Below are 20,596 nucleotides of genomic sequence, written 5' to 3' on the forward strand. Positions count from 1 at the left end.
GTCAGAGCGGAACTGGGATGGGACGGGCACATCGACCGGTACGTCCCGTCTCTCTCACCGTGACAGGTGCGAGGATTCTTCGTGGTGATTAGCCGAAATTGTTCTCACTTCGGCGGTTTGCTGGATATTGCCGGTGAATAGTGCCTGTTTGCGTACGCGCCGCCGGGTGTCGCCCGTCGGAGGTGAGCGGTAACGTCTGCTCCCGGACCCGGGCGGCGACCTCGACGGGCGGGGAGGTGGGCGTTGGCGCGTGGCGGCGTGTTCTGCGTCGAGGGGCAGTGGCACCGCGACCTCAACGAACGAGGATCCGTCCTGCCCACGCTCGACCTGCTCGAACGGCTCGGCCGGATCCGCTACATCCACAAGGACGCGGCCACCCGCGACGAGCTGTTCTACTTCGTCGACCGGTGGCTGCTCAAGCAGTACGCGGATCACCGGGTGGGCTTCTTCGCCATGCACGGCGAACCGAGCCGGCTCTGCCTCACCGACTGGGACTCGGTCGAGCTGTCGGACGTGGCCGAGCGGATGGCCGGCCGCTGCGAGGGCCGCCGCCTCTACTTCGGCAGCTGCTCGGTGCTGCGCGCCTCCGACGCCACGCTGCGCGAGTTCCTCGACGTCACCGGCGCGGCGCTGATCTGCGGCTTCACCCGCGAGGTGGACTGGGTCGAGTCGGCCGCCTTCGAGACCGTGCTGCTCGACGTGCTGGCCAACGGTCAGCGGCACAACGCCGCCGAGGTGCGGATGCGCTCGGCACACTGGGCGCCGCTCGCCGCGTACCTCGGTTTCCGGGTCATCTACGCGAACGGCCGTGCCTGGCGGCCCTCGGCCCGCCCGCGCGTGCCGGAGCAGGTCACCGCGCAGCGGGCCGCCGGACGTCCGCGCTGAGATCGACCGGCGGGCCTGGTAGAACCGAGGGCATGGCACGCAGCATCGCGAAGAACACCCGGGTCGACCGGGACGCCCTGATCGAGTTCCTCCGCCCCCGCCACCACGTCGTGCTCATGACCACCCGCTCCGACGGTCGTCCGCAGTCCTCCCCGGTGGCCTGCGGCGTGGACGCCGAGGGCCGCCTGGTGATCTCCACCTATCCCGAGCGCGCCAAGGTCGCCAACATCCGCCGCGACCCGCGCGTCTCCGCGTGCGTGCTCTCCGACGACTGGAACGGCCCGTGGGTGCAGGTCGACGGCGTGGCCGAGGTCCTCGACCTGCCCGAGGCGCTGGAGCCGCTCGTCGAGTACTTCCGCAGCATCTCCGGAGAGCACCCGGACTGGGACGAGTACCGGTCGGCGATGGTCGCGCAGGGCAAGTCGCTGATCCGCGTCACGATCGAGTCCTGGGGTCCGATCGCCACCGGCGGCTTCCCCGCCCGGCTGGCCGACTGAATCCGTACGCGCCGGATCAGTACGCGACGGTGAACCGGGTGTTGCCGAACCGGGGATTCTCGATCTCGTCGACGATCGCCACCGCCAGGTCCTCGTAGGTGAGCACCGAACGGCCCTGCGCGTCGGTCACCGGGTGGTCGGTGCCGGTGCGGTAGTGACCGGTCCGCTCGCCCGGGTGGAACTCCAGCGGCGGCGGGGAGACGTACGTCCAGGTCACCCCGTCGGCGCTGGAGCGGTAGAACTCCAGCGCGTCGGCCTGGCCGTGCGCCGAGTCCCGGTACTCCTCCGGGAAGTCCGGCTCGTCCAGGTAGCGGGTGCCCTTCGGGGTGAGCAGCGTCGAGCCGCCGCCGACGTGGATCACCCGCGGCGGATCCGGCACCTCACGCAGCGTGCCGACCAGCGTCCGCGCGGCGTCGCGCCACAGGTCCCGCTCGCCGCCGCCGATGGCCACCACCAGCACATCCGCATCCTCGGCCAGTTCGCGTACGCTCCGCGCCGAGGTCGCGTCGCCGGTCACCGTGCGTACGCCGGTGGGAAGGTAGCCGACCGCCTCCGGACGGCGCACCGCCGCTGTCACCCGGTGCCCCCGCTCGACCGCCTCGGCGGCGATCCGCGAGCCCGCCGTCCCGCCGGCGCCGAACACGACGATGTCGCTCATGCCTCACAGGCTAGGCAGCCCACCGGCGGGCGGCGGGGAGTTCCGCCGAACCGGCTCAGTCGACGATCGCCGAGTAGACGAGCTGGCGAAGCTGGCTGCGCAGCGGGTACGTGCTCGACGGCATCAACTGGGTGAACAGCAGCGCGGTGACCTCCTCCACCGGGTCCACCCAGAACGCCGTGCTGGCCAGGCCGCCCCAGTAGAACTCGCCGACGCTGCTCGGCACGCGCGACGGCACCGGGTCCAGCACCACCGCGAAGCCCAGCCCGAAGCCGATCCCGTCGAGGACCGTCTCGGCGAAGCCCTCCGGCGAGAACGAGGCCAGATCCCGGTCGCCCGGCAGGTGGTTGCGGGTCATGAAGCGCACCGTGCGGGGGCCGAGCAGGCGCACCCCGTCCAGCTCGCCGCCGCGCAGCAGGAACTGGGTGAACCGGTGGTAGTCCGCCGCGGTGGAGACCAGCCCGCCGCCGCCGGAGTGCCAGGTCGGCTCCGCCAGCGCGGCCCGGCCCACCCCGTCGGCGCGTACCGCCTGGCCGGTGGCCGGGTGCGGGGCGTAGAGGGCGGCCAGGCGCTTCGCGTCCGCCGCGTCCACCCACCAGCGGGTGTCGGTCATCCCCAACGGGCCGAGGATCCGCTCGGCGAAGAACGCGTCCAGCGACCGCCCGGAGATCACCTCGACCAGGCGGCCCAGCACGTCGGTGGAGACGCCGTAGTTCCAGCTCGTGCCCGGCTGGAACAGCAGCGGCAGCCGGGCCAGCCCGGCCGACGCCGCCGCCAGGTCCGCGCCCGCCGGCACGCCCAGGTCGAAACCCGCCGCCCGGTACAGGCCGTCGACCACCGAGACCTGGGCGAAGCCGTACGTCAGGCCCGCCGTGTGGGTGAGCAGGTGCCAGATCCGGATCGGCTCGACCGCCGGCACGGTGTACGGCTTGAGCACCGAACCCCGGTCGTAGACGCGTACGTCGGCGAACTCCGGCAGCCAGCGGCTGACCGGGTCGTTCAGCTCGAACCGGCCCTCCTCCCAGAGCATCATCGCCGCGACCGAGGTGATCGGCTTGGTCATCGAGTAGATGCGCCAGAGCGTGTCCGGCTCGACCGGCGTACCGGCCTCCCGGTCGCGCAGCCCGTACGTCGAGGAGTGGGCGACCTCGCCGCGGCGGCTGACGACGATCTGCCAGCCGGCGAGCCGGCCGTCGTCGACGTACCGGGCGAAGTGCTCGTCGATCCGCGCCAGCCGGGCGGGATCGAATCCGACACGGCCGGGGTCGGTGCTCACGGTGACACTCACGACGCGAACCTACCCGCAGGTACGGCGGCCGGGAAGTGTCACTACTGTCGGTGGCATGCCTGAGCCGGTCGAGGACGTCACCTACCGCCAGCAGGACTGGTACGCCGAGGAGCTGGCCGACCGGCACTTCGTGCGATGCGAGTTCTTCCACGTCGACCTGACCGAGGCGGTCAGCCGGGGCGCGGTCTTCACCGACTGCGTGTTCGGCAACGTCGCGTTCAACGCCTCCCGGCACACCGACTCGGCGTTCACCAGGTGCTCGTTCAGCAAGTGCAACCTCTTCGAGGCCGAGTTCACCGGCTGCAAGCTGGTCGGCAGCACGTTCGACCGCTGCGACCTGCGCCCGCTGCGGGTCGACCGGGGCGACTGGTCGTTCGTCACGCTCGCCGGGGCCGACCTGCGCGGAGCGCGGATCACCGACGTACGGATGCGGGAGGTCGACCTGACCGGCGCCGACCTCACCGGCGCGACGCTGACCGGCGCGGACCTGTCCGGCGCCCAGCTGCACGCCGCCAAGCTGATCCGGGCCGACCTGCGCGGCAGCGACCTGTCCTCGCTCGACCCGACGGCGGTGCAGCGTGCCGACGCGCGGATCGACGCCGAGCAGGCCGTGGTGCTGGCGCAGGCGCTCGGTTTCCAGGTCGGCTGAGTCCCCGGGCCGGCTGGGTCGTCGGGCCGGTTGGGTCGTCGGGCCGGTTGGGTTGCCGGGCTGGTTGGGTTGCCGGGTTGGCTGGGTTGCCGGGTTGGCTGGGTTGCCGGGTTGTCGGGTCGGCTCGGCAGGGAAAGATGTCGCGGGTTGTCAGGTTTTCCGGACACACTCGGGCGCATGACATGGTGGTCCGACCTGGTGGCGGCCGAGCCCGAGTTCGCGGCGCGGGTGCGCGCCCGCTTCGCGGTCCGCAAGCACGGCACGATGGCGACAGTGCGGCGGGACGGCTCGCCGCGGATCAGCGGCACCGAGTTCGACTTCGGTGACGACGGGCAGCTGCGGCTGGGCAGCATGGCCGGCGCGGTCAAGGCGCTCGACCTGCGCCGCGATCCCCGGGTGGCGCTGCACAGCCCGACCGAGGACGCCCCGCCGGACGACCCGTCCACCTGGGAGGGGGACGCGAAGATCGCCGGCCGGGCGCACGAGGAGCCGCCTGGCGAGGACGGCTCGCACCGCTTCCGGATCGAGCTGACCGAGGTGGTCCTCACCCGGGTAGGCAACCCACCCGACCACCTCCTGATAGAGAGCTGGCACCCCGACCGAGGCCTACAGCAACGCACCCGCCACTGACCACAACCCCCGCGTCCCTCCGGCCCCGCACCCCTCCGGCCCGCGTCGATCATGAAGTTAGCGGCGTTCGGCGTCCGATTTGTCGCCGCCAACTTCATGATCGACGGGGCTGTCCAGGGCGGGCTGACGCGGGCGCGCTCGGCGCGCCCAGCCGGCGGGGGTGGGCGCCTCAGCCTGGGCGATCATGAAGTTGGCGGTGTTTGGTGTCCGGATTGTCGCCGCTAACTTCATGATCGACGAGGCTGTGCTGTGCTGGGCCGGGGTGGGTGCGTCCGTCGCGCCGGGGCGCGGGAGAGCTTGGTATGAAGTGGCCCCTATGGGGGCGTGATTGTTCCAAGATCTCTTCCGCGGGGCGGCTCGGAGCCGCTTGGGGCGTGGGAATTGCGAGGGCTGATGCCTTCTGCAAGATCGCGGTCTGTGTCATTCTCCCTACGGCGAGCCACGGGGCGGGCCGCTCGCCGCCGGTGGCCGAGGGAGGGGCGGTGGCTGAGGACGACGTCGCACGGACCGGGATCCGAGTCGGGGGCTGGCTGCCCACGCCGGACGAACCGGCCGATGAACCGGAGCGACCCGCAGGTCCACGTCGCCTGCCCGGTGACACCGATCCCACCGTGCCCCGGACGGTGACCCCCCGGGACGCGGACCGTCAACCGGCCGATCTGGACGATCCGGTGCCTGCGGGGAACCTGGAACCGCCCGGTACCGCTGTCTGGCCGCCTCCGCGCCATTCCGGCCCGGCGAACCGCGATCTCCCCGCCGCAGGCGCACTCGCGGCTGGTCCCGTAGCGCACGACCCCCTTGGGGCGGCTACCGTCGCGCCCGGTCACCTCACGCCCGGCGCATTCCCGGCTGATCCCGTCGCACCCGGCCCACTCGCGCCGGCGCCGCCCGCCCCGGGCCCGCTCGCGCTGAGGGCGCCCGACCCAGGCCCACTCGCGCCGGCGCCGCCCGCCCCGGGCCCGCTCGCGCTGAGGGCGCCCGACCCAGGCCCACTCGCGCCGGCGCCGCCTGCCCCGGGCTCGCTCGCGCCAGTACCGCCCGCCCCGGGCTCGGTCACACTGGGGGCGCTCGACCCGGGCCCGCTCGCTTCCGGGACGTCCGCGCCGGTGCCCGAGCCGCGTCCGAGTCTGCCTGGCGGCCGGGTTCCGCTGGTCGGGCCGGCCCCGATCGGCCTGCACCTGTCCGGTCCGTCGCCGGCCCGGCCGGTCACCGCCCACAAGCCGGGCGATCCGGCCGACCTCGGGCCGCTGCAAGAGACGGATGCGGAGGCGAGACCGGGCCGTCACTCCGCCCGGGAGAGTCTGCGGGCACGTCTGGCCGACCTGACCGGCCTGACCGGCCTGACCGGCCTGACCGGTGGGCTCGGCGTCCGGCTGCGCTCCGCAACCCGGGCGGCGAAGACCCGGCTGAGCCGGATCCTCGCCCCGATCGCCGGCCCGCTGCGACCCCCGCCCGACGCCCCGGCCACCCGGGTCGCCGCCGCACGAGCCCGCCGTCGGCGCCGGCGCGCCGTGCTGACGGCAATCACGGTGACCGGACTGGTGGCGGCGCTGGCATACGCGGCCCGGTCACCCACGCAACTCCCGCTGACCGGGGGAACCGCGCCGGTGGCAGCACCAAGCGAACAGGCACCCGGCGGGCAAGCCCCGAACAACCAAGCCCCGAACGAGCAATCGCCGAACAACCAAGCCCCGAACGAGCAAGCCCCGAACAACCAAGCCCCGAACAACCAAGCCCCGAACAACCAAGGCCCGAACGAGCAAGCCCCGAGCGGGCAGGCATCGAGCGATCAGACGCCGGCCACCGGCGACCCGGTCGCACCCGGCGGACCGCTGCTCGACGTGGACCTGGCACCGTTGCCGGGGGCGCTGTCGCTCACCGCGCTCGGTACACGGGACTGGCGGCACTGGGGCGGCGCCGGCGCGGACAGCTTCCATCGCAAGGCGAGCGGTACCGGCGAGATCCAGGACCCGGGCGGCGAGCGGCTGGAGCACAACGCGGGCGCCTGTGATCTCCGGTGGACCGACGGCGCGCCGACGGCGCGTCAGGACGGCACCCGGGCGGGTGTCTTCCAGCGGGGCGCCGGGAAGAGCTTCACGCTCGGGGTGGCCGGGAGCGGCGATCTGCGGACGGTCCGGTTGTTCGTCGGCACGTTCTCGGCCGGTGCGCGGCTCGACCTGTCGCTGTCCAGCGGTGGCGATCCCGCCGTCCGCGAGGTCGCCCTCGCCGCGGGCGACCGCTTCTACCAGTACGTCATCCGCTTCCGGGCGGCCCCGGGGGAGCGGCTGCTGATCAGGTGGCATGCCCTGACGGTGACCGGCGGGCAGAACGACGGGGTGGCGTTGCAGGCGATCACGGTAAGCTGAGCGGCCGGTCCGGCGAGCGGTCGCCAGGTAACGAACTGGAAACGCCCGTCACTCGACATATGGCGCAAAGGGCCGTGCGGTGACACCGTGAAGCCCGTCGCACACCTGTCGTATCCGGCGGTGTCGTGACCGAAGTGGAGGGTGTGGTGGGCCAGGAGGACCGTCCGCGTACCGGCCCCGGCTCGCACCGGCACGGCCTTCCGCGTACCCGGTCCGCGTTGCGCCGACTGCGCCGCCGACGGCGGCTGATGCTGGAAGGGCTGGCCGCGTTCCTCTGCCTGGCGATGCTGGCGGTCTACCTCGGCGTCGAGCGGCACGACACGCCTGGCGAGGAGCACGCCGGAGTGCCGGTGGCGCCGCCCGGCCGGGTCGGGCTGCCGAACGAGGCCGACGACACGGTGGTCAACCCGGGGCTGCGTCCCCGGCAGCGGCCACCGTCGCCGAGCCCGACGCCGTCCACGCCGTCGCCGTCACCGACGCCCGCGCCGCCGCCGACCGTCGCCGTGACCCGCGCCGAGGTGCCCGCCACCGTGGACCTCACCGCCGCCGGCCCCACCGACTGGGTCCACTGGGGCCTGACCGGCGCGGACCGGACGGTCCGCAAGCGGGGTGGCTCCGGCGAGATCCGCGACGAGGGCGGCCGAGGGCGGCGGGAGAGCTTCGACAACAACCCCGAGGCGTACGCCTGGCGTGACGGCAACCCGGTCGCGTCGGCGAGCGGCACCATGTCCGGGGTCTACACCTGTCACCGGGGCAGCGGGTTCAACCTGTCGGTGGCCGCCGACGGGCAGCAGCGCACGGTGCGTCTGTACGCCGGGCTCTGGATGGCCCGTGGCCGCCTCGACGTGCGCGTCTCCGGCGGCGGCCCGGTGACCACGCTCCGGATGGAGGATCCGCACACCGCGCTCACCACCGAGTTCACGGTCAGGTTCCGCGCCCCGCGCGGCGCGAAGCTGCTGCTGAACTGGACGGTGGAGGAGTCGCTGGGCGACTGCGGCAACGTGAGCCTCCAGGCGGTGGCGCTGCGCTGAGCGGGGACAGTTTGTCCGTCGCGTGCCGGGCGGGACGTCGTACGTTTCGGTTGTCCCGTCCGACCATCCTCTGTGGAGGCCCGACCGATGACCGGCCCTGCCCCCGTCGCCCCCGCCCGTCCGCGCACCGACTGTGACGTGCTGCGCGAGATCCCGATGCCGCCGTACGTCACGGTCGAGGACGTCCAGTTCGCGGTGCGGGCGGTGGTGGTGCACGCGCCGCGGACCTGGTCGGGCGGGACGATCTGCCGCAACGACGCCAGCCCGCACCCGTGCCGGCTGCACGTGTGGGGCCGCCGGGTGCTCACGCTGCGCGGACTGCCGTCGGCCGAGATCGACGCGCTGGTCGAGCGCGGTGACCCCGCGGCCGACCCGCGTCCGTACCGCCCCGGCGCCTGAGCGCCGGGGCGGCCGGGCCGGTCAGCAGAGCGCGGGCTTCACCCAGGAGCACTCCCGCCCCTCCGGTACGCGCGGCGACTCGGGCGCGGCGGGCACGGTCCGCCGGGCGGTCGCCGTCTCCTTCTCGGTGTACGAGGCGAGCGCGATCGCGATCTGGTCCTCCAGCCCCTTCACCGACGAGGTGAGGTAGTTGTTCAGCACGATCGAGAAGGCGAGCAGCCGCCCGTCGGCGTCGGTGACGTAGCCGGAGAGCGCCGACGCGCCGGTCAGGCTGCCGGTCTTGGCGTGCACGTTGTTCGCGGCGGCGGTGCCGCCCATCCGGCTGCGCAGCGTTCCGCCCACGAACCGGTCCGGGTTGCCGGCCACCGGCAGCGCGGCGTACCAGGTGTCGAACCACGGTTCGGCGCGGACCGCCGAGAGCAGCGTGACGAACTGGGCCGGCGGGACGAGGTTGCGCCGGGACAGCCCGGACCCGTCGCGCTGGCGCAGCGTGCCGGTGTCCACGCCGGCGTCGCCCACGTACCCGCTGATCGCGGACAGCCCGGCGGCCCAGGTGCCGGATCCGGAGAGCTGCCGGCCCAGTTCCTTGGTGAGCACCTCGGCGTGCCCGTTGTTGGAGAGCTTGAGGAACGGCACCATCAGGTCGGCCAGCGGCATCGAGTCGTGCCGGGCGAGCGGCTTGGCGGTATCAGGGGTGGCGGTGCCGAGCACGGTCCGGCCGAGCACCCGTACGCCGTGTCGCCGCAGCGCGGAGCGGAACACGTCGGCGGCGTACCCGGTCGGCTCCCACACGGTCACCCAGTCGCTCTCGGCGGCCTGGCCGACCGCGATCTGGCCGGTGACGACCACCGTGTTGCCGCCGTGCTCACGTTCGAAGGAGATGGTGGTCTCGCCGTCGGCGACCGTCTCGGCCCGGTTGTCGATCCGCAGCCAGCCGTTGTCCGGGGTCATGGTGATCTTCGGCCGGGCGCCGGCCCGGGTGCCCGGGGCGGCGTGCACGATCACGGTGCCGGCGTCGTAGTCGGTGTCCGGGGCGACCGTCAGCGCCGACACCTGGGCGGCGTAGTAGTAGGGCTCGTCGTCCCAGGTCCAGTCCGGACCGAGCCGGCCCTTGTCGTACCGGGTGTCGTCGGCGACCAGGTCGCCCGCGACCACGCGTACGCCCGCCGCGGCGACCTGCTCGGCGAGCCGGTCGTAGTCGGCGGCGAGGATGGTGGGGTCGCCGCCGCCGCGCAGGTAGAGGTCGCTGGAGAGTATCCCGGCGCGGCGCGGCCCGTCGGCGCTCACCTCGGTGGTGAAGCGGTGACCCGGTCCGAGCAGTTCCATCGCCGCCGCCGAGGTGAGCAGCTTGGTGTTGGAGGCGGGGATGAGCCGCCGGGTGCCGTTGCGGTCGTAGAGCGTGCGGCCGCTGGCGGTCTCGACGACGACCACGCCCGCCTGCGCCCCGTCGAGACGGCTGTCGGCGAGGACCGCGTCGATTGTGGCGTTCAGCCGGGTCTGCGCCGGGGTGGGCGCTTCGGCCGTGGCGGTGGTGGTGCCGGCGGCGGCCGCGGTGGCGACCAGCGCCAGCACCGCGAGTGCCCGGGGAAATAGGCGACGATGCATGGGAAGATGCTGCCACGGAGATTTCCTGCGGAAAAGACTCCGGAGTGAAAGGTTATTTGCGGCCACCGGCGGTGGCGCCGCAAATCCCCGGGTGTTCCCGCTTCGGGCCGGGGAAAACTCCTGCTCACCGAGGAGCGGCCGATCATCGGGTTCCGTTTGACGGATGACCGGGCAGCGGGCACGGTGGGGGTGAGGGCCGTGCAACAGCCCTGCTTCCAGTGCGGCGAGATGGTGTCTCGCCCGCTTCCGGGTCGCGAGCCGACCGCGTGGGCCGTTCGCCCGCGAAACCCGACACCCAGCCATGAGGAGTTCAGCCATGCTGACCATGACCGACAACGCCGTCCTGGTGATCCGTGACCTCGCCGCCCAGCAGGACGTCGCCGACGCGGGTGGGCTGCGCATCGCCGCCGACACCGACGCCGGTTCGCTCTCGATCGAGCTGGTGCCGCAGCCGGTGCAGGGCGACCAGGTGGTGGACACCGAGGGTGCGCGCATCTTCCTCGACTCGGACGCGGCCGAGCTGCTCAACGACACGTCGGTGGACGCGATGGTCGACGAGGAGGGCGTGGTCCAGTTCGGCTTCACCGAGAAGGAGTGAGTTCAGCCGGCGCGCTGGTCCGGTTCCGGCCGGACCAGCGCGGCCAGCACGTGCGCCAGGTGGTGCGACGTACTCCACGCGATCCAGTTGGCCGGTGAGCCCGCGCCGGCGCCCCGCCGGGCCCGCCGGACGATCTCGTGGTCGCCCCAGGAGAAGCCGGCCCCGGCGGGCGACCAGTGCGGCGCGGCGGTGAGCGTGCGGCACAGGTCGGCGAACCGCTCGTCGCCCCGCCCGCCCCGCCGCGACCAGCGGTAGACCCACCACGCGTCGTCGGCGGCCCAGCGCAGCGTCGGTGTCCGGTCGCCGGGCTCGTCCGCGTCCCGCACCGCGCAGCCCACGCCGTAGTCGCCGTACCCGAGGCGCAGGTCGGCCAGACGCCGCCAGAGCGACCAGTCGTAGCGGTCCACGCGGACCGGTTCGTCCACCGGCAGCCGGGACAGGGCCGGCGGCATCCCACCGGCCGCCGTCGTCACCGAGCGCCAGGCGTGCCGCCGGGCCCACTGCGCGGCACGCCGGATCCGTGGCTCGGCCAGCCGGACGTCGGCCCGGCAGCACACGTCCCCGGCATCGAGCAGCAGGTCGCACTGCTCGGGCAGCAGACCCGTCACCCGCCACACCCGTTCCGCGGCCGCCGTCGCGGCGTCCGGCCCGGCCCGGTCCGGGCCGAGGCGCAGCCGGACGACCGCGTGGTGCGCCCAGGCCCGGGCCGCCACGCCGTGCGCGGCCAGCCGCCGGTCGCTGTCCGCGAGGCCGATCACCGGCACCAGCGGTACGCCCCAACGGACCGGGTCGTGTTCGGTGGCGTCCGGCAGGGCCGACACGTCGACGGCGGGCAGCAGCCCGGCCGGAAGGCGTCTCAGGGCGTCCACGATGGACGGTGTGTCGGCCGGGACGTCGAGGACCGGTGCGAGCAGCGCGGCCGAGGTGTCGTCGAGCCGGGTCAGCGCCTCCAGCTCTCCGCGCCGTGCGGCCAGCACCGGGCGGTAGACCGGCGGTCGACCTCGGAGCGGCTGCACCATACTTCAATGTAGCCAGATGATTGCGCAGCGTCATGGTTTCCGGGCGGCTCCGATGCGGCAACGGGCCGTCCCAACCGGCGGCCGATCGATGATCAGGTAGACGTTTCCGCAGCTCAGAGCCGTCCAATGTCCTTGATCGGACAGTTCTCCGGGTGGTTGCCGGGCGGTGCGCCGACATAGCGTCGGAATCATCGAGGGTGATCGCCGACGATCGCCCGGAAGCGTACGAACGCCTCCGGCCGGCGTACCGGCGGGAGAGAGGATCACCATGCCCAGCCGTAGAGCAAGGAGGGAGACCACCGGCCAGCCGATCCCGAGCATGCGGGATGCCGCGCGCGCCGACACCGAGATCAACTCGTGTTCGCCGGTCGGGCTGCCGGCCACCGCGCGCATGCTGTTCGCCGTGGTCGACGCCAACGGAAGGCTCGTCCGCGGCCTCGGCGCCACCTCGGCCACCCGGCTCGCCCCCGGGATGTACCAGGTCGCGTTCGACCAGGACGTGGCGGGAGCGGCGTACGTCGGGACGGTCGGCCCCGCGACGGCGAACGGGCTGGTCCCGCAGGGTGTCATCACGGTGGCGCCGCGCTCGGGGATCGCCAACGCGGTGTTCGTCGAGACGCACGGCACGAGCGGGCACGCGGACCGCCCGTTCCACCTGGCCGTGCTGGCCTGACCGGACCCGCAGACGAGCGCACGGCGCCGCACGACCTCCGGTCGTAACGTCGCCGCGCTCCGGCCGTCTCCCACCACCGCAGCCGTACGGCGGTACGCCGGCGGGGACCTGGCTCGACCGGCCCAGCAGTGCGCCGGTCTTGTCGGCAGCACATGCCCCTTCCGAGGGCATCCAAACCGGATCGGCGTGGGGAATTCCACCATCTGCGACTCCCGGCGTGGCGGGCGCGTGATCGGGGTATGAGCGGGCCATGGAGCATTTCACTATCGCGACAGTCGCCGAGAAGAGTCCCGACTTCCGCCGCGTGCTCTGGACCGGGGAGCACACCCAGCTGGTCATCATGACCATTCCGCCGGGCGGCGAGATCGGCGAGGAGGTCCACGAGGGCATCGACCAGATCCTCACGTTCGTCAGCGGCACCGGCGAGGCGCGGGTGGCCGGGGAGAAGAAGGAGGTCGTCTCCGGCGACCTGGTGGTCGTACCGGCCGGCACGAAGCACAACTTCGTCAACACCGGGCCGAACCCGCTGGTGCTCTACACCGTCTACGGCCCGCCCGAGCACGCCGACGGCGCGGTGCACAAGACGAAGGAGGAGGCGGACGCCGCCGAGGAGGCGGGCGAGGACGAGCCGCCCACCTCCTGACCTCCGGTCGAGCGGGGCGCCACGACCTCGCCTGTCACACGGGCGCCCCGCTGTGCACCAGGCCCGGATACTTGACGCCGGCGCCGGTGTTGAGCACCACCACGCGCTCACCCGGCCGGATCCACCCGCCCGCGCGCAGGTGCCGGGCGGCGGTCAGGCAGGCCGCGCCCTCCGGGCAGAGCAGCAGCCCCTCCCGGGCGGCGAAGTCGCGCAGGTCGGTGAGGATCTCCGCGTCGTCCACGGCGATCGCGGTGCCGGCGCTGTCCCGCAGCGCGGACAGGATCAGCTCGTCGCCGAGCGGGGCGGGCACCGTGATGCCGAACGCGACGGTGCGCGCGTCCTCCCACGGGGTGGCGCGGTCCTCGCCGGCCGCGAACGCCCGCACGATCGGCGCGCACCCGGTGGACTGCACCGCGACCAGCCGGGGCAGCCGGTCCTCCACCCAGCCCAGCTCGCGCAGCTCGTGCAGCGCCTTGTGGATGCCGATCAGCCCGACGCCCCCGCCGGTCGGGTAGACGATCACGTCGGGCACCTGCCAGCCGAGCTGCTCGACGATCTCGTACCCCATGGTCTTCTTGCCCTCCAGGCGGTACGGCTCGCGCAGCGTGCCGGCGTCGAAGATCCCGCCGTCCGACCCGGCGATCAGCTCGGCGATCTCCCGGCCCGCGTCGTTGATCAGGCCGTCGATCAGCCGCAGGTCGGCGCCGGCGGCCAGGCACTCCTCGCGGCAGATGGTCGGCGCGGCCAGCGGCATGGCGATGGTCGCGCCCATCCCGGCCCGCGCCGCGTAGGTGGCCCAGGCCGCGCCGGCGTTGCCGTTCGTGGGCATGGCGATCCGCCGCACGCCCAGCTCCCGGGCCCGGCTCACGCCCACCGCCGCGCCGCGCGCCTTGAACGACCCGGTCGGGGTCAGCCCCTCGTCCTTGACGATCAGATCCGCGATGCCGATCTCGTGCCCGTACGCGGGCGCGCGCCACATCGGCGTCCAGCCCTCGCCGAGCGTGGTGACGCACCGGGGGTCGGCCACCGGCAGCAGCTCCCGGTAGCGCCACAGGTCGGCCGGGCGCAGCCCGAACTGCTCCGGGGCGACCGTGGCGGCCACCGCGGCGAGGTCGTAGCGGGCCAGCAGCGGCGAGCCGCAGCCGCAGCCGCACAGGTTCTGCAACACGTCGGCCGGGTGTTCACGACCGCAGCGCGGGCACTCCAGGTGCGTCAGGTGCACGGTGGTCCTCAGCTCGCGTCGATGCTCAGCCAGTGCCGGCTGCGCCGGCCCGGCTCGTACGGGGAGTCGAGGCGTTTCGCCACCACTCCCGGGAGCCCCTGCTCACGGGCGGCCCGCAGGGCGTCCGCACCGACTCCCGGGAACCACGGCGGAGTCTGCCAGTGCGGACCGGTGAGCGCCAGACCGTCGAGCAGGTCACGGCGTTGCGCGTACGGCACGTCGAGGCTGGACACGCCCTCCAGCCAGAGCAGGTCGACGGCGAGGAACTGCCCGTCGCGCCGGGTCGGCGGACGGACCCGCCCGGCCGGGTCGATCCGCACCAGCACGCCGTCGAGCACCGCCTCGGCCGGGGCCAGCGCCTCGGCCATCGCCCGCGCCCACGGGTACTCCCCGGTGATCTCCGTGTCGTCGCCGTCGAGCAGCCGCAGCCGGCCGCCCGAGACGTACGCCATCGCGCGCACGCCCGCCCAGCGCAGCTCGTACCCCCAGGCGGCGGCGTCGCGCGGCAGCCGCCCGCCGCTGGCGGGCCGCATCGGGCGGACCAGCTCGGGCATCGGCGTCCAGCCCTCCGGCGCCGGGTCGGTGCGCCTGATCATCCAGTCCCGCCCCCGGCCGCCGGTGGCGAACAGCACGTACCGGCCCTTCGTGCGCTCGCCGTCGAGCACCACGATCACCTCGTCGTCGCGCCACTTCTCCGCGCGGTAGGTGCCGGTGTCGTGCACTGTCATCCGCCCGCCGCCGTACTCCCCGGCGGGGATCTCCCCGTGGAACGTCAGGTACTCCATCGGGTGGTCCTCGGTGTGCACGGCCAGGTGGTTGCGGCCCGGGTCGCGGGGCAGGCCGCGCGGCACCGCCCAGGAGGCCAGCACGCCGTCGTGCTCCAGCCGCAGGTCCCAGTGCAGGCTGCGGGCGTGGTGCTGCTGGATGACGAAGCGGGGTGCGCGCCGCGCGGACCGCTTCCGCCCGGCAGCCCGCTCGGGCACCGGTTCCGGGGTACGCGCGGCGTCCCGTTTCCGCCGGTACTCCTCCAGCCGGTCCGCCATCCCCGCATCCTCCCCCAGACCCGCCGTGCGCGCCGGGATGCCGGTGTGTGTGCGGCGAACCGGGGTAGAACGGGGGACATGGACAGCGACCAGCCCACCCTCCCGCTCACCGGCGACGTCCGGATCCCGCTGCTCGGCTTCGGCACGTGGCAGGCCACCGGCGAGGCCGGCTTCCAGGCGGTGCTTGCCGCGCTGGACGCCGGCTACCGGCACATCGACACGGCCACCATGTACGGCAACGAGAAGGAGGTCGGGCGGGCGGTCAGGGAGAGCGGGCTGCGCCGCGAGGACGTCTTCATCACCACCAAGCTGCCGCCGGACCGGGTGGGCCGGGAGCGGGAGACCATCGAGGCCAGCCTGGCCGCCCTGGACACCGACTACGTCGACCTGTGGCTGGTGCACTGGCCGCCGTCCGCGCCGGGCGACAGCATCCCGGTGTGGCGGGAGATGCTCGCCGCGCGGGACGAGAACATGGCGCGCGCGGTCGGCGTGAGCAACTACTCGATCGGGCAGATCGACGAGCTGATCCAGGCCACCGAGGAGACGCCGGCGGTCAACCAGATCCGGTGGAGCCCGTCGCTGTACGACAGGCAGACGTACGCCGCCCACCGGGACCGGGGCGTGGCGCTGGAGGGGTACAGCCCGTTCAAGACCAGCGACCTGTCCGACCCGGTGCTGGTGCGGATCGCCCAGGCGCACGACGTGTCACCGGCTCAGGTGGTGCTGCGCTGGCACATCGACCACGAGATCGTGGTGATCCCGAAGTCGGTCACGCCGGAGCGGATCCGGGCCAACGTCGACGTGTTCGGGTTCTCGCTCACCGCCGAGGAGATGCGCGACGTCGACGCCCTCGCCGGCTGAGGCGTACACGTGCAAGGGGCGCGGTCCGCTGCGGACCGCGCCCCTCGACGTGCGCGGTGGTCAGCCCCGGGCGCAGGTGGAGCCGTTGAGCGTGAAGCTGCTCGGCGCGGAGTAGCTGCCGTTCAGCGTCGCCTGGTAGCCGAAGCTGGTGGACGCCCCGGGTGCCAGCGTGCCGTTGTAGCCGGCGTTGCGGGCGGTCACCGCCGAGCCGCTCTGGCTCACGGTGGCGTTCCACGCGTTGGTGACGGTCTGCCCGGAGGGCAGGTTGTAGTTCAGCGTCCAGCCGTTGATCGTGCCGGAGCCGGTGTTCTTGACGGTCACGTCGGCGGTGAAGCCGTTGTTCCACACGTTCGCCGCCTTGTAGGTGACGGTGCAGGACGCGCCGCCCGACGGCGGGGGCGTGGTCGGGGCCGACGTGGTCGGCGGGTTCGAGCCGGTGTTGACGCTCTGCGAGAACGAGTTCACCGCCAGCCCGACGCCGCCCTGCCACGGCTCGAAACCGGCCTGGATGCTGGTCAGATACCAGTCGTTGGTGATCGCACCCCGGTTACGGGTGTCGTTGATGAACGCCAGCGCGTCGAAGCTGAAGCTGGGGATGGCCGACGGCGACAGGTACGAGATGACGTTGTTGGAGCCGTTGCTGCCGCGCCAGACCTCCCAGGTGCGGCCCGCGATGCTGGCGGTGCCGACCGGCGAGCCGATGGGCTGGATCGAGCCCTGCCGGTTGAGCCAGATCATGATCTCCATCTGGTTTACGCCGTCGCGCTTGGGCGACGGGTCGAGCCAGATGTCGTACGACGCGTTGAAGATCGCGCCGCTGACGTAGTTGTAGCTGATGCTGGACGGCGCGCTGCTGATGTTCTTCACCTGCACCGGCAGGTTCGTGCCGGGTGAGCAGTTGGTGTAGTGGCAGCCCACGAAGATCGACGGGTACGCGACCGGCGCCCCGTTGGTCGGCGCGGAGCCGTCCGCCCGGGTGATGGAGAAGCCGGTCGAGGTGACGTTGATGCACTGCTGGGCGGTGGTGCCCCAGCGGTTGTTCTGCACCACGTACTTGCCGCCGATCGTGGTCGAGCCGTACTGCTCGCAGATCTGGGTGTCGGCGGAGGCGGTGCCGCCGAGCGCGACGGCGACGAGGGTGCCGGCGGCGAGCAGTCCGGCCGCCGCGAGGGCCCTGAGTGGACGCTTCATGATGCTCCTTGGCTCGGCGCGGGGGCGGCGCCGGTTCGGTCGGTGGTACGGGCGGGAGCGCTCCCACGATGCAAGGAACACATTTACATGTCTCGAATCATTGCGCAAATGCGCCGGGCTCGTTAACGCTCCGCGTCCGGCCGGTGGCGCCCGGGGTCGCCGCGAGCGTCCCCTTCCCCCAGATGGAGGCGGGATTCCTGCCGGTGGGACGGGGTGCGCCGCCGACCGGCGTCCCGCGCCGGGGCGCACGGGCACTTCCGCCGCCTGGTTGCGGCGAGTAATGTCTTGCCTCCAACGCGTTCCGATCCCCCTCCGGAGGCGTACCCCGTGATGGGTGGTTCCCCCCTGCGCATCCTCGTCGTCGGCGCGGGCATCGCCGGCCTCGCCGTGGCCCGGGCGCTGCGCCTGGCGGGGTTCCGGCCCGACGTCACCGAGCGGCTGCCACCCACCGAGTCGATCGACTCCGGCCTCTACCTGCCGGGCAACGCCGCCCGCGCGATGCGCCGGCTCGACCTGGACGGGCCGCTGCGCCCGCTCGGCCAGGTGATCCACCGGCAGCGCTTCCTCGACGCCGCCGGAGCGCCGCTGTGCGAGGTCGACCTCGACGCGCTCTGGGCCGGTGTGGGGGAGTGCCGGGCGCTGCCCCGGGCCGAACTGCACCGTGTGCTGCTCACCGGCGCCGGCGGCGCGGTGCGCCACGGCGCCGAGGTGAGCACCGTCGACCCGCTGCCCGGCCGGGTCGCCGTCGGCTTCACCGACGGCACCAGCAGCGAGTACGACCTGGTCGTCGGCGCCGACGGGCCCCGCTCGGCGGTACGGACGCTCGCCGCGCTCGGCGGACCGCCACGCCCCGCCGGGCAGGTGGTCTACCGCGCCCTGGTGCGCGGCGGCCCCCGCATCGCGGACTGGACCGCCCTGCTCGGCCAGCGGGCCGGGTTCCTGGTGGTGCCGCTCGGCGCCGGGAGGCTCTACTGCTACGCCGACGAGGCCGGCACCGAGCTGCCCGCCGACCCGCTCGCCCGCCTGCACGAACTGTTCGGCTCCTACGGCGGGCCGGTGCCCGAGGTGCTGGCCGCGTTGGAGACCGTGTCCGTCGAGCGCACCGAGGAGGTCGAGCTGGGACGCTGGTTCCACGGCCGGGTGCTGCTCGTCGGTGATGCCGCTCACGCCACCGCGCCGACCCTGTCCCAGGGCGCGGCCATGGCTCTGGAGGACGCCGTCGTGCTCGCCGAGTCGCTGCGGGCCGCCGGCAGCGTCGACGCCGCGCTGATCGCGTACGAGAGCCGTCGCCGCCCGCGTACCCGCTGGGTGCGGGACCGGACCCGGGACCGCAACCGCACCCGCGACGTCCCGCCGGCGCTGCGCGACCCGTTGCTGCGCGGACGCGGCGGACGGATCTTCCGGGAGCACTACCGGCTCCTGACCGGCCCCCTCTAGAGGGCGGGAGATCGTAGCCGCCCACCCCACGCGGCGGGGCCACCTACCGGGGACTATCCTCCTTGCGGATGACGGCTGCGCCGATGACCAGCGCGCCGAGCGGGACAACCAGAACCGGAGGCCACTCGTGACCACCGTCGCACCCAAGCCGGTCGTGACCCGGCCCTGGCCGGTCCGCGAGCCGGTCAAGGGGTCGGCCATCGCGCGGCTGCTGCGCACCACGGACGCGAAGCAGATCGGGATCATGTACATGGTCACCGCGTTCGTGTTCTTCATGATCGGTGGCCTGATGGCCCTGATCATGCGCGCCGAACTCGCGCGACCGGGCCTGCAGTTCCTGTCGCCCGAGCAGTACAACCAGCTCTTCACGATGCACGGCACGATCATGCTGCTGTTCTTCGCGACGCCGATCGTGTTCGCCTTCGCGAACTACGTGGTGCCGCTGCAGATCGGCGCGCCGGACGTGTCGTTCCCCCGCCTCAACGCGTTCGCCTACTGGCTGTACCTGTTCGGCGGCACGCTCGCCACCGCGGGCTTCATCGCCCCGGGCGGCGCGGCCGACTTCGGCTGGACCGCGTACACGCCGCTGAGCACCGCCGACCACGCCCCGGGCGTGGGCGCCAACATGTGGGTCGTCGGCCTGGCCATCTCCGGTCTGGGCACGATCCTCGGCGCGGTCAACCTGATCACCACGATCCTGACCCTGCGCGCGCCCGGCATGACCATGTTCCGGATGCCGATCTTCACCTGGAACATGCTGGTCACCAGCCTGCTGGCGATCCTGGTCTTCCCGCTGCTGGCCGCCGCGCTGTTCGCGCTCGCCGCGGACCGCCTGATGGGCGCCCACGTGTACGACCCGGCGACCGGCGGGCCGATGCTGTGGCAGCACCTGTTCTGGTTCTTCGGTCACCCCGAGGTGTACATCATCGCGCTGCCGTTCTTCGGCATCATCAGCGAGATCATCCCGGTGTTCTCCCGGAAGCCGATCTTCGGCTACAAGGGCCTGGTGGCCGCCACCATCGCCATCGCCGCCCTGTCGATGAGCGTCTGGGCGCACCACATGTTCGCCACCGGCCAGGTGCTGCTGCCGTTCTTCAGCTTCCTGAGCTACCTGATCGCCGTGCCCACCGGTATGAAGTTCTTCAACTGGATCGGCACCATGTGGCGGGGCCAGATCACGTTCGAGACGCCGATGCTGTTCTCGATCGGCTTCCTGGTGACCTTCCTCTTCGGTGGTCTCACCGGTGTGCTGCTGGCCAGCCCGCCGCTCGACTTCCACCTGCACGACTCGTACTTCGTGGTGGCGCACTTCCACTACGTGCTCTTCGGCACGATCGTGTTCGCCGTGTTCGCCGGCATCTACTTCTGGTTCCCGAAGATGTTCGGCCGGATGCTCGACGAGCGGCTCGGCAAGATCCACTTCTGGCTGACCATGATCGGCTTCCACACCACGTTCCTGGTGCAGCACTGGCTGGGCAACGAGGGCATGCCGCGCCGGTACGCCGACTACCAGGCCGCCGACGGCTTCACCACGCTGAACACGATCTCCACGATCGGCGCGTTCATCACCGGTATCTCGACGCTGCCGTTCATCTGGAACTGCTGGAAGTCGTACAAGACCGGCCCGGTCGTCGAGGTCGACGACCCGTGGGGCCACGGCAACTCGCTCGAGTGGGCCACCAGCTCCCCGCCGCCGCTGCGCAACTTCGACCGCATGCCGCGCATCCGCTCCGAGCGGCCGGCGTTCGACGCGAAGTTCCCCGAGCTGGCCGCCGGGCAGAGCCTGGCCGGTCCGCCCGAGGGTGGTGCCAAGCCGCTGACCAGCGAGGTCAACGGTGGCGCCAGCTACCAGGAGGACACCGCAGGCAACCTCGACCAGCGCTGACGCACCAGTCCAAGGC

Annotated in this window: 20 protein-coding genes; 13 read left to right on the forward strand and 7 right to left on the reverse strand. The window is 72.7% G+C overall.

Annotated features, from left to right (window positions below):
- Positions 1-243 precede the first annotated feature (243 nt).
- Complete coding sequence (locus ACN27D_RS21725; protein ID WP_091419014.1) at positions 244-885, forward strand: DUF6642 family protein; 642 nt, start codon at positions 244-246, stop codon at positions 883-885.
- Positions 886-917: 32 nt separating this feature from the next.
- Positions 918-1,382 (forward strand): PPOX class F420-dependent oxidoreductase, encoded by a 465-nt coding sequence (locus tag ACN27D_RS21730; RefSeq protein WP_030272926.1) that lies wholly within the window; start codon positions 918-920, stop codon positions 1,380-1,382.
- A 16-nt stretch (positions 1,383-1,398) separates the two neighbouring features.
- Here the strand turns inward: ACN27D_RS21730 and ACN27D_RS21735 are convergent, their stop codons facing one another.
- Together ACN27D_RS21735 and ACN27D_RS21740 are read right to left on the reverse strand one after the other, a co-directional pair.
- Complete coding sequence (locus ACN27D_RS21735; protein ID WP_421499866.1) at positions 1,399-2,040, reverse strand: NAD(P)-dependent oxidoreductase; 642 nt, start codon at positions 2,038-2,040, stop codon at positions 1,399-1,401.
- 55 nt (positions 2,041-2,095) lie between these two features.
- A complete protein-coding gene (locus tag ACN27D_RS21740) occupies positions 2,096-3,328 on the reverse strand; it encodes a serine hydrolase domain-containing protein (RefSeq protein ID WP_421499867.1) in 1,233 nt (410 codons plus the stop codon).
- A 55-nt stretch (positions 3,329-3,383) separates the two neighbouring features.
- Between ACN27D_RS21740 and ACN27D_RS21745 the strand changes: the two genes are divergently transcribed.
- The 5 genes from ACN27D_RS21745 to ACN27D_RS21765 all read left to right on the forward strand — a co-directional run bounded on the left by ACN27D_RS21745 (position 3,384) and on the right by ACN27D_RS21765 (position 8,403).
- Positions 3,384-3,977, forward strand: coding sequence for a pentapeptide repeat-containing protein (locus ACN27D_RS21745; RefSeq protein WP_121686586.1), 594 nt, complete (start codon positions 3,384-3,386; stop codon positions 3,975-3,977).
- A 177-nt stretch (positions 3,978-4,154) separates the two neighbouring features.
- Entirely contained in the window at positions 4,155-4,607 is a 453-nt protein-coding gene (locus ACN27D_RS21750) for a pyridoxamine 5'-phosphate oxidase family protein (RefSeq protein ID WP_421499868.1), read from the forward strand.
- Between the two features lie 1,106 nt (positions 4,608-5,713).
- On the forward strand, positions 5,714-6,973 hold the full coding sequence (locus ACN27D_RS21755; protein WP_421499869.1) for a hypothetical protein: 1,260 nt from the start codon (positions 5,714-5,716) through the stop codon (positions 6,971-6,973).
- A gap of 125 nt (positions 6,974-7,098) precedes the next feature.
- Positions 7,099-8,004 (forward strand): hypothetical protein, encoded by a 906-nt coding sequence (locus tag ACN27D_RS21760; protein WP_358169730.1) that lies wholly within the window; start codon positions 7,099-7,101, stop codon positions 8,002-8,004.
- An 87-nt stretch (positions 8,005-8,091) separates the two neighbouring features.
- Complete coding sequence (locus ACN27D_RS21765; RefSeq protein ID WP_421499870.1) at positions 8,092-8,403, forward strand: hypothetical protein; 312 nt, start codon at positions 8,092-8,094, stop codon at positions 8,401-8,403.
- Positions 8,404-8,424: 21 nt separating this feature from the next.
- Here the strand turns inward: ACN27D_RS21765 and dacB are convergent, their stop codons facing one another.
- Positions 8,425-10,008, reverse strand: a complete 1,584-nt coding sequence (dacB, locus tag ACN27D_RS21770; RefSeq protein WP_421499871.1) for a D-alanyl-D-alanine carboxypeptidase/D-alanyl-D-alanine endopeptidase — start codon at positions 10,006-10,008, stop codon at positions 8,425-8,427.
- Between the two features lie 316 nt (positions 10,009-10,324).
- On the opposite strand from dacB, the gene ACN27D_RS21775 reads away from it, so the two are divergent.
- On the forward strand, positions 10,325-10,606 hold the full coding sequence (locus ACN27D_RS21775) for an iron-sulfur cluster biosynthesis family protein (RefSeq protein ID WP_013284340.1): 282 nt from the start codon (positions 10,325-10,327) through the stop codon (positions 10,604-10,606).
- Between the two features lie 2 nt (positions 10,607-10,608).
- Here ACN27D_RS21775 and ACN27D_RS21780 read toward each other — a convergent pair whose 3' ends face one another.
- Positions 10,609-11,625, reverse strand: coding sequence for a beta family protein (locus ACN27D_RS21780; protein WP_421499872.1), 1,017 nt, complete (start codon positions 11,623-11,625; stop codon positions 10,609-10,611).
- A gap of 268 nt (positions 11,626-11,893) precedes the next feature.
- Here ACN27D_RS21780 and ACN27D_RS21785 point away from each other — a divergent pair, with 268 nt between their 5' ends.
- Both ACN27D_RS21785 and ACN27D_RS21790 read left to right on the forward strand, forming a co-directional pair.
- On the forward strand, positions 11,894-12,298 hold the full coding sequence (locus ACN27D_RS21785; protein ID WP_121686001.1) for a hypothetical protein: 405 nt from the start codon (positions 11,894-11,896) through the stop codon (positions 12,296-12,298).
- A gap of 250 nt (positions 12,299-12,548) precedes the next feature.
- On the forward strand, positions 12,549-12,941 hold the full coding sequence (locus ACN27D_RS21790; protein WP_013284343.1) for a cupin domain-containing protein: 393 nt from the start codon (positions 12,549-12,551) through the stop codon (positions 12,939-12,941).
- 34 nt (positions 12,942-12,975) lie between these two features.
- Here the strand turns inward: ACN27D_RS21790 and ACN27D_RS21795 are convergent, their stop codons facing one another.
- Entirely contained in the window at positions 12,976-14,163 is a 1,188-nt protein-coding gene (locus ACN27D_RS21795) for a threonine synthase (protein WP_421499873.1), read from the reverse strand.
- Positions 14,164-14,171: 8 nt separating this feature from the next.
- Positions 14,172-15,206 carry a DNA polymerase ligase N-terminal domain-containing protein gene (locus ACN27D_RS21800; RefSeq protein ID WP_421499874.1) on the reverse strand — a complete coding sequence of 345 codons (1,035 nt, stop codon included), beginning with the start codon at positions 15,204-15,206 and terminating at the stop codon, positions 14,172-14,174.
- 78 nt (positions 15,207-15,284) lie between these two features.
- On the opposite strand from ACN27D_RS21800, the gene ACN27D_RS21805 reads away from it, so the two are divergent.
- Positions 15,285-16,067 carry an aldo/keto reductase gene (locus tag ACN27D_RS21805; RefSeq protein WP_358170047.1) on the forward strand — a complete coding sequence of 261 codons (783 nt, stop codon included), beginning with the start codon at positions 15,285-15,287 and terminating at the stop codon, positions 16,065-16,067.
- Between the two features lie 60 nt (positions 16,068-16,127).
- On the opposite strand, the gene ACN27D_RS21810 is transcribed toward ACN27D_RS21805, so the two are convergent.
- Positions 16,128-17,258: a GH12 family glycosyl hydrolase domain-containing protein gene (locus ACN27D_RS21810; RefSeq protein ID WP_421499875.1), complete on the reverse strand. Its 1,131-nt coding sequence runs from the start codon at positions 17,256-17,258 to the stop codon at positions 16,128-16,130.
- A gap of 330 nt (positions 17,259-17,588) precedes the next feature.
- On the opposite strand from ACN27D_RS21810, the gene ACN27D_RS21815 reads away from it, so the two are divergent.
- Both ACN27D_RS21815 and ctaD read left to right on the forward strand, forming a co-directional pair.
- Positions 17,589-18,695 (forward strand): FAD-dependent monooxygenase, encoded by a 1,107-nt coding sequence (locus ACN27D_RS21815; protein ID WP_421499876.1) that lies wholly within the window; start codon positions 17,589-17,591, stop codon positions 18,693-18,695.
- Positions 18,696-18,822: 127 nt separating this feature from the next.
- Complete coding sequence (gene ctaD / locus ACN27D_RS21820; RefSeq protein WP_013284349.1) at positions 18,823-20,580, forward strand: cytochrome c oxidase subunit I; 1,758 nt, start codon at positions 18,823-18,825, stop codon at positions 20,578-20,580.
- Positions 20,581-20,596 lie beyond the last annotated feature (16 nt).

The organism is Micromonospora sp. WMMD1274 (assembly GCF_049179035.1).
Lineage (GTDB): Bacteria > Actinomycetota > Actinomycetes > Mycobacteriales > Micromonosporaceae > Micromonospora > Micromonospora tulbaghiae.

Bases quoted from the DNA above. Each gene is read 5' to 3' on its own strand.
- ACN27D_RS21775 (WP_013284340.1), top strand. From the start codon at position 10,325: ATGCTGACCATGACCGACAACGCCGTCCTGGTGATCCGTGACCTCGCC.
- ACN27D_RS21815 (WP_421499876.1), top strand. From the start codon at position 17,589: ATGGGTGGTTCCCCCCTGCGCATCCTCGTCGTCGGCGCGGGCATCGCC.
- ACN27D_RS21780 (WP_421499872.1), bottom strand. From the start codon at position 11,625: ATGGTGCAGCCGCTCCGAGGTCGACCGCCGGTCTACCGCCCGGTGCTG.
- ACN27D_RS21800 (WP_421499874.1), bottom strand. From the start codon at position 15,206: ATGGCGGACCGGCTGGAGGAGTACCGGCGGAAACGGGACGCCGCGCGT.
- ACN27D_RS21750 (WP_421499868.1), top strand. From the start codon at position 4,155: ATGACATGGTGGTCCGACCTGGTGGCGGCCGAGCCCGAGTTCGCGGCG.
- ACN27D_RS21810 (WP_421499875.1), bottom strand. From the start codon at position 17,258: ATGAAGCGTCCACTCAGGGCCCTCGCGGCGGCCGGACTGCTCGCCGCC.
- ACN27D_RS21745 (WP_121686586.1), top strand. From the start codon at position 3,384: ATGCCTGAGCCGGTCGAGGACGTCACCTACCGCCAGCAGGACTGGTAC.
- ACN27D_RS21805 (WP_358170047.1), top strand. From the start codon at position 15,285: ATGGACAGCGACCAGCCCACCCTCCCGCTCACCGGCGACGTCCGGATC.
- dacB (WP_421499871.1), bottom strand. From the start codon at position 10,008: ATGCATCGTCGCCTATTTCCCCGGGCACTCGCGGTGCTGGCGCTGGTC.
- ACN27D_RS21790 (WP_013284343.1), top strand. From the start codon at position 12,549: ATGGAGCATTTCACTATCGCGACAGTCGCCGAGAAGAGTCCCGACTTC.
- ACN27D_RS21765 (WP_421499870.1), top strand. From the start codon at position 8,092: ATGACCGGCCCTGCCCCCGTCGCCCCCGCCCGTCCGCGCACCGACTGT.
- ACN27D_RS21785 (WP_121686001.1), top strand. From the start codon at position 11,894: ATGCCCAGCCGTAGAGCAAGGAGGGAGACCACCGGCCAGCCGATCCCG.
- ACN27D_RS21730 (WP_030272926.1), top strand. From the start codon at position 918: ATGGCACGCAGCATCGCGAAGAACACCCGGGTCGACCGGGACGCCCTG.
- ACN27D_RS21735 (WP_421499866.1), bottom strand. From the start codon at position 2,040: ATGAGCGACATCGTCGTGTTCGGCGCCGGCGGGACGGCGGGCTCGCGG.